General features: G+C 71.1%; 5 protein-coding genes. 1 reads left to right on the plus strand and 4 read right to left on the minus strand.

Translation table 11 applies throughout. The features are described 5' to 3' along the window. The first annotated feature begins 73 nt into the window (after window positions 1-73). Window positions 74-1,513: an MATE family efflux transporter gene (locus NS334_RS11630; RefSeq protein WP_058756122.1), complete on the plus strand. Its 1,440-nt coding sequence runs from the start codon at window positions 74-76 to the stop codon at window positions 1,511-1,513. Window positions 1,514-1,521: 8 nt separating this feature from the next. Here the strand turns inward: NS334_RS11630 and NS334_RS11635 are convergent, their stop codons facing one another. The 4 genes from NS334_RS11635 to guaB form a co-directional block, all read right to left on the minus strand. Beyond that, the gene (locus NS334_RS11635) at window positions 1,522-2,382 is read right to left on the minus strand and encodes an SGNH/GDSL hydrolase family protein (protein WP_058756123.1); all 861 of its coding nucleotides are present in this window, start codon (window positions 2,380-2,382) and stop codon (window positions 1,522-1,524) included. Window positions 2,383-2,395: 13 nt separating this feature from the next. Beyond that, window positions 2,396-2,920 (minus strand): tetratricopeptide repeat protein, encoded by a 525-nt coding sequence (locus tag NS334_RS11640; protein WP_058756135.1) that lies wholly within the window; start codon window positions 2,918-2,920, stop codon window positions 2,396-2,398. Between the two features lie 33 nt (window positions 2,921-2,953). Further along, on the minus strand, window positions 2,954-4,105 hold the full coding sequence (locus tag NS334_RS11645) for an RsmB/NOP family class I SAM-dependent RNA methyltransferase (RefSeq protein ID WP_058756124.1): 1,152 nt from the start codon (window positions 4,103-4,105) through the stop codon (window positions 2,954-2,956). 963 nt (window positions 4,106-5,068) lie between these two features. Continuing rightward, window positions 5,069-6,464, minus strand: a 1,396-nt coding sequence (gene guaB, locus NS334_RS11650; protein WP_058756136.1) for an IMP dehydrogenase, incomplete at its 5' end; no start/stop codon positions are given.

The following is a 6,464-nucleotide window of genomic DNA, read 5'->3' on the forward strand; positions in this document are numbered from 1 at the left end:
TTGGATTTGATCCTTTACCGCGCGATGGTGGATCGATGCCCCGGGTCGCCGCCCGGGACGGGGGGAGCGAACGATGGCGGGACCGCCGCACCGTAATCTGACCAGCGGACCGATCGGACGCACGCTGCTGGTGTTCGCGCTGCCGACGATGGCGTCGAGCGTGCTCCAGTCGCTGAACGGATCGATCAATGCGATCTGGATCGGCCAGTTCCTGGGCGAGCGGGCGCTGGCGGCGACCACCAACGCCAATATCATCATGTTCCTGCTGATCGCGGCGGTGTTCGGCTTCGGCATGGCCTCGACCATCATGGTCGGGCAGAACATGGGGCGGCGCGACGTGGACGCGGTGCGCCGCGTCCTCGGCACCTCTCTGGGGCTGTTCACCTTGCTGTCGGTCGCCACCGTGGTCGTGGGCCTGTTCGCGGCACCGGCGATCCTGCGGCTGCTGGCGACGCCGGCGGACGTGTATCCGCTGGCGCTCGCCTATCTGCGCGTGATCTTCGTTGCCATGCCGGCGGGCTTCCTCGCCGTGCTGCTGACGATGGCGCTGCGTGGAACGGGCGACGCGGTGACGCCGCTGAAGTTCATGGCGCTCGGCTCCGCGATCGACGTCGCGCTGAACCCGGTGCTGATCCGCGGTATCGGGCCGGTCCCGGCGCTGGGCATCGAAGGCTCGGCGCTGGCGACGCTGATCGCCAATGTCGTCTCGCTCACGTCGCTCGTCGCCTACATCTATCGCCGCGACCTGCCGATCCGGCTGCGCGGGTCCGAGCTGCGATACATCCTGCCCGATCCCGCGCTGCTGAAGACGATCGTCGTCAAGGGCGTGCCGATGGGGTTGCAGATGCTGGTGGTGTCCACCTCCGCGCTGGCGATGATCGGGCTGGTCAATCGCCACGGCACCGCCACCACCGCCGCTTACGGCGCGGCGAACCAGCTGTGGACCTATGTCCAGATGCCGGCGATGGCGGTCGGCGCGGCGGTGAGCGCGATGGCGGCGCAGAACATCGGGGCGGGTGCATGGGATCGCGTCGGACGGATCACGCGCGCCGGCATCCTCATCAATCTGGCGCTGACCGGCGGGCTGGTCGCGCTGCTGACCCTGCTCGACCGGCCGGTGCTGGGGCTGTTCCTGGGCGCAGATGGCGGCGCGATCGACATCGCGGCGCGGATCAACCTGATCGCGGGGTGGAGCTTCGTGCTGTTCGGCGTGTCGATGGTGCTGTCATCGACCGTGCGCGCCAACGGGGCGGTGGTGGGACCGCTGGTCATCCTGGCGATCGCGATGTTCCCGCTGCGGCTGGGGATGGCGACCGGGCTGGCCCCGGCATGGGGCGCGGACGCGATCTGGTGGAGCTTTCCGGCGGGATCGCTGGGGTCGATGCTGTTGATGATCGGCTATTACCTGCGCGGCGGGTGGCGGCGCGGCAACCTGAACGCGACGCCGCATGTCGCGGAGGAAGAGGCGAAGGCGGAATGCGAGCCGACCGGCCGCTCGATGCCGGTCGGCTGACGACCCCGCTACCGCCCGCAGCCGCCGTCGGTGGTCAGCGCGTCGTGCGCGGCCTGTTCGAGCGCGACGGTTTCCTCGTGCGAGAAGCCGAGGTCCTCGGCGGCGCCTTCGGCAGGGCCGAGCGTCAGCGGGTCCACGCCCGTCACTTTGCCGAAGACCACGAGCGCCTCCAGATAATAGCCGTAGCTGCTGGCGTGGTAATGATCGAACGACCAGAGCGGCAGCCGGGTATAGTCGATGCCGTCATAGGGATTGGCGTCCGCCGTGCCGGCGCGGATCGCGCAGGTGAACGCCTGCCCGACCGGCGCGACGCGTGCGCGGACCCCCGCCGCGGCCAGATCGGTCGCGCGGCGCAGGTCGTTCGCCATCGCCTCGACCGGGGTGCCGGACCACCGCTGTCCCGGCAGGAAGATCAGGTCGGGGCGGCTCCATGTCGCGGTGAGCGTGATCCCGACATCCGGTTGACGCGCGCGCAGCATGGCCGCGATCTGGCGGGTCGCGGCGACGAAGGCGGCCGGATCGCCGGGGCGGTGCGGATCGAGCGTGCTATATTCCTGCAGGACGACCTGATCCCACGGGCGGTCGATCAGCGAACGACGCTCGGCCAGATGCCAGGCCAGCGTGCGGCCCGGCGCGGTTTCCAGCGACACCTGCCAGTCCTGCCCCGCCTCCTGCGCGAAGCGGGCGAACAGGCCGGGGACGCCGCCGATCCGCTCCCCGTTCAGATCGGTGACGCGATCGGCGTTCAGCACCCGCACGGGGGCGTTCGCGCCGAAGGTGAAGCTGTTGCCGACGAACAGGATCGTCCGCGCCTGCGCCGGCACGATCGCCAGCGCGGCAGCGGCGAAGGCGGCGGCGAGCGTCTTCATCGGCGGCCGCGCGTCAGTCCTGCGCCGAGGGACCGTTGCCGGCGCTGGCGGTCGTGGTGTTCGCGCCGACCTGCGCGGTCGTGACCGGCGGCCCCTTGGCGATCACGCCGGCCAACGCGGTCGCCTGCGGACAGGCACCCTTGCAGAGCGAGCGGACCCTGGCGAGGTTCTGGCGGGCGCGTTCGACCGCGCCCTTGGCGACCATTGCCTCACCCTGCCCGGCCAGGGCACTGACGTCATTGGGTTCGAGGAGCAGCGCCTCGCGATAGAGGCGGATCGCCTTGCCGGGCAGGCCGCGCGCCTCCGCCACCTCCGCCATCGCGACGAACGCCTGACGGTTGCGCGGATCGACGGTGACGGCGGTTTCCATGAGGTCGGTCGCGCCGTCGAGATTACCCGCCGCGCGCGCCGCCCTGCCCTGTTGCAGCAAGGCCATGCTGCGCGGATCGATCTGGTCGTCGGGGCGCTGGCCGTGAAGCGCGGTGGAAATCGACACCAGCGCCAGCGAGGCGGCCATGGCGACGGCGGTGAAACGCATGAACGGCTCCAGCTTCGACACGATGCGCCCCGGTTAGCATGGCGCCCGCAGCCGTGCGACGAAAAAACCGTCGGTGCCGTCATGCGCGGGGGTGAGCCGAAGGCCGGGGCCGTGCGGGCGGCCGAACGGCAGCGCGAGCGGTTCGGCCTGCCAGCCGGGGTTGGCGGCGAGGAAGGCGTCGACCTGTGCCGCGCCCTCCCCGTCGAGCAACGAGCAGACGATATAGGCAAGCGCCCCGCCCGGCTTCACCGCGCCCGCGCCGATGGCGAGGACGTGCGCCTGCATCGCGATCAGCCGGTCGAGCCGCGCGGGCGTGAGCCGCCAGCGCGCCTCCGGATTGCGCCGCCACGTCCCGGTGCCCGAGCAGGGGGCGTCGATCAGCACCACGTCGGCGGTGACGTCGGCGAGCGCCGCGACCTCCTGCTGCGGGTTGAGGAGGCGGGTCTCAATAATCGTGACGCCCGCCTTCTCGGCGCGCGGGGCGAGGCGCGAGAGGCGCGCGCGGTCGACGTCGCTGGCGATGATCCGCCCGTCGTCGTTCATGAGCGCGGCGAGCGTGAGGCTCTTGCCCCCGGCCCCGGCGCACAGGTCGAGAATGGTCATGCCCGGCGTCGCGCCGGCGGCGAGCGTGACCGCCTGGCTGCCGGCGTCCTGTACCTCGATCTGGCCGGCATGGGGGGCGATATCGGTGCCGGCGGGGAGACGGCGCGCCAGCGGCAGGCCGGGGATCGGCTCGGCACCGGGCAGGTCGAGCGCAGCATGATCGGGGTGGAGGCGGACGTCGAGGGGCGCGCGCTCGATCAGCGCACGCTGTTCGGTGGCGTCGAGGCCGGAGGCGGTCAGGCGGTCCTCCAGCCAGCGCGGGTGGAGCCCCTCGGCAGCGGGAGCTTCGTCGGCGACCGGCGCGGGGCCGTGCGGCGAGCCGTCGAAGGTGGCCGCCAGCGCGGGGTCGGTCGCGGCGAGCGCGAGCATGGCGGCGCGGCCATCGGCGGGACGTTCGCCGAGGCGGCGGATCGCGGCATAGACGAGTTCGCGGACGGCGCGGCGATCCTTCGAGCCGGCGTAGCGGCGCTGCGCGAAATAGCGCGCGATCAGCGTGTCGGCGGCCGCGCCGCTTTCGCGGGCGGCGGCGATGATCGCGTCGAGCAGCTCGATCGCGGCCTGGGTGCGGGCGGCGGGGGTCATTTCTGGCGGTTCCGGGCGTGTGTTCCGGGGAGCGGCGGCTGTCGAACGCCGCTCGGGATCGGCGTCGACGGGCTTAGCCGCTCCCCTGGGCGGAGGGAGGCATGGGCGAACGTTGCGAATGTTGAGACGCTGGCGGGGTTTCGGCGCCGTCGCCCCATCTCTGCCGTCACCTCGGCGGAGGCCAGCGTCCAGTGGCGCAGCGGTCGTTGTGCGCCGGCGGCGTTCCCCAACTGGACCCCGGCCTTCGCCGGGGTGACGGGGAGATGGAGGCGTCGTCCGCCGTCACGAATATTGCGAATGTTGAGACGCTCGCGTGATGTGGATGCGGGGCCCCCGTCACGCGACGTCACCCCGGCGGAGGCCGGGATCCAGTGGCGGAGCAGTGGTTGTGAGCCGGCGGCGTCCCGCAACTGGACCCCGGCCTTCGCCGGGGTGACGGGGAGATGGGGGCGTCGTCCGCCGTCACCAATGTTGCGAATGTTGAGACGCTGGCGCGATGTGGATGCGGAGCCCCCGTCACGCGACGTCACCCCGGCGGAGGCCGGGATCCAGTGGCGGAGCAGTGGTTGTGCGCCGGCGGCGTCCCGCAACTGGACCCCGGCCTTCGCCGGGGTGACGGGGAGATGGAGGCGTCGTCCGCCGTCACGAATGTTGCGAATGTTGAGACGCTGGCGCGATGTGGATAAGGGGCCCCCGTCACGCGACGTCACCCCGGCGGAGGCCGGGGTCCAGGGGCGGAACCGTCGTTGTGAGCCGGTGGCGTTCGCCGACTGGGCCGCGGCCTTCGCCGGGGTGACGGGGAGATCGTGGTGGTGCCGGGCGCCGCGGATGTTGAGACGCTGGCACTCTTCCGCCGCGAATGTCGAGGCGGCTGTACCCGAAGAAAGCACGACGGTTCGGGCACGGCGGGACGTCATGTCCGCGCCTGTGCCAGAAACCGCCGATGTAGGACAGGTGCGCGCGTCAGCGGGTCGGGTAATTGGGGGCCTCGCGGGTGATCGTCACGTCGTGGACATGGCTTTCCTTCAGCCCCGCGCCGGTGATCTGGACGAAGCTGGCGCGCGCCTGCAGGTCGCGGATCGTCGCCGAGCCGGTGTAGCCCATCGCCGCCTTGATGCCGCCGACCAGCTGGTGAATGACGTCGCGCGCCGGGCCCTTGTAAGGCACCTGACCCTCGATCCCCTCGGGCACCAGCTTGAGCTGATCGCGGACCTCGCCCTGGAAGTAGCGGTCGGCCGAGCCGCGGCCCATCGCGCCGACGCTTCCCATGCCGCGGTAGGATTTGTACGCACGCCCTTGATAAAGGAACGTTTCACCCGGCGCTTCCTCGGTCCCGGCGAGCAACGAGCCGACCATGCAGGTCGAGGCGCCCGCCGCCAGCGCCTTGGCGAGATCGCCCGAGGTGCGCAGGCCGCCGTCGGCGATCACCGGCACGCCGGCCTTCATCGCGGCCTCCGCGCAATCCATGACGGCGGTCAGTTGCGGAACGCCGACGCCCGCGACGACGCGCGTGGTGCAGATTGAGCCCGGGCCGATCCCGACCTTGATCCCGTCCGCACCCGCATCGATCAGCGCGCGCGTCGCCTCGGCGGTGGCGACGTTGCCCGCGACGACCTGCACCGCGTTCGACAGCTTCTTCACGCGCTCGACCGCGCGCGCCACCTCGCTGTTATGACCGTGCGCGGTGTCGATGACGATCAGGTCGCATTCGGCGTCGACCAGCGCCTCGGTACGCCCGAAGCCCTTGTCGCCGACCGTCGTGGCGGCGGCGACGCGAAGGCGGCCGGCGGCATCCTTGGTCGCCTCGGGGTACATCACCGCCTTTTCGATGTCCTTGACGGTGATGAGCCCGACGCAGCGATAGGCATCATCGACGACCAGCAGCTTCTCGATGCGGCGCTGGTGGAGCAGGCGGCGCGCCTCTTCCTTGGCGACCCCGGTCGAGACAGTGACGAGGTTCTCGCGCGTCATCAGTTCGGCGACGGGCTGGTTCGGGTTCTCGGCGAAGCGGACGTCGCGGTTCGTCAGGATGCCGACCAGCTTGCCGTCGCTCTCCACCACCGGGATGCCGCTGATGCGATGCGCGGCCATCAGCGCCTGCGCCTGCGCCAGCGTCGCCTGCGGCGCGATCGTGATCGGGTTGACGACCATGCCGCTTTCGAAGCGCTTCACCTGCCGCACCGCCGCGATCTGTTCGTCGATCGTGAGGTTGCGGTGGAGGACGCCCATCCCGCCGAGCTGCGCCATGACGATCGCCATGTCGGCCTCCGTCACGGTGTCCATCGCCGAGGACAGGACCGGGATGTTGAGCGCGATGCCGCGCGTCACCTGCGTCCTTGTATCGGCCTCCCCGGGGAGG

Source organism: Sphingomonas endophytica, from assembly GCF_001476895.1.
Taxonomy (GTDB): Bacteria; Pseudomonadota; Alphaproteobacteria; order Sphingomonadales; family Sphingomonadaceae; genus Sphingomonas; species Sphingomonas endophytica_A.

What these genes read in the sequence shown, in the direction of transcription:
- NS334_RS11630 (WP_058756122.1), top strand. Translation starts at nt 74, where the DNA reads ATGGCGGGACCGCCGCACCGTAATCTGACCAGCGGACCGATCGGACGC.
- NS334_RS11635 (WP_058756123.1), bottom strand. Translation starts at nt 2,382, where the DNA reads ATGAAGACGCTCGCCGCCGCCTTCGCCGCTGCCGCGCTGGCGATCGTG.
- NS334_RS11640 (WP_058756135.1), bottom strand. Translation starts at nt 2,920, where the DNA reads ATGCGTTTCACCGCCGTCGCCATGGCCGCCTCGCTGGCGCTGGTGTCG.
- NS334_RS11645 (WP_058756124.1), bottom strand. Translation starts at nt 4,105, where the DNA reads ATGACCCCCGCCGCCCGCACCCAGGCCGCGATCGAGCTGCTCGACGCG.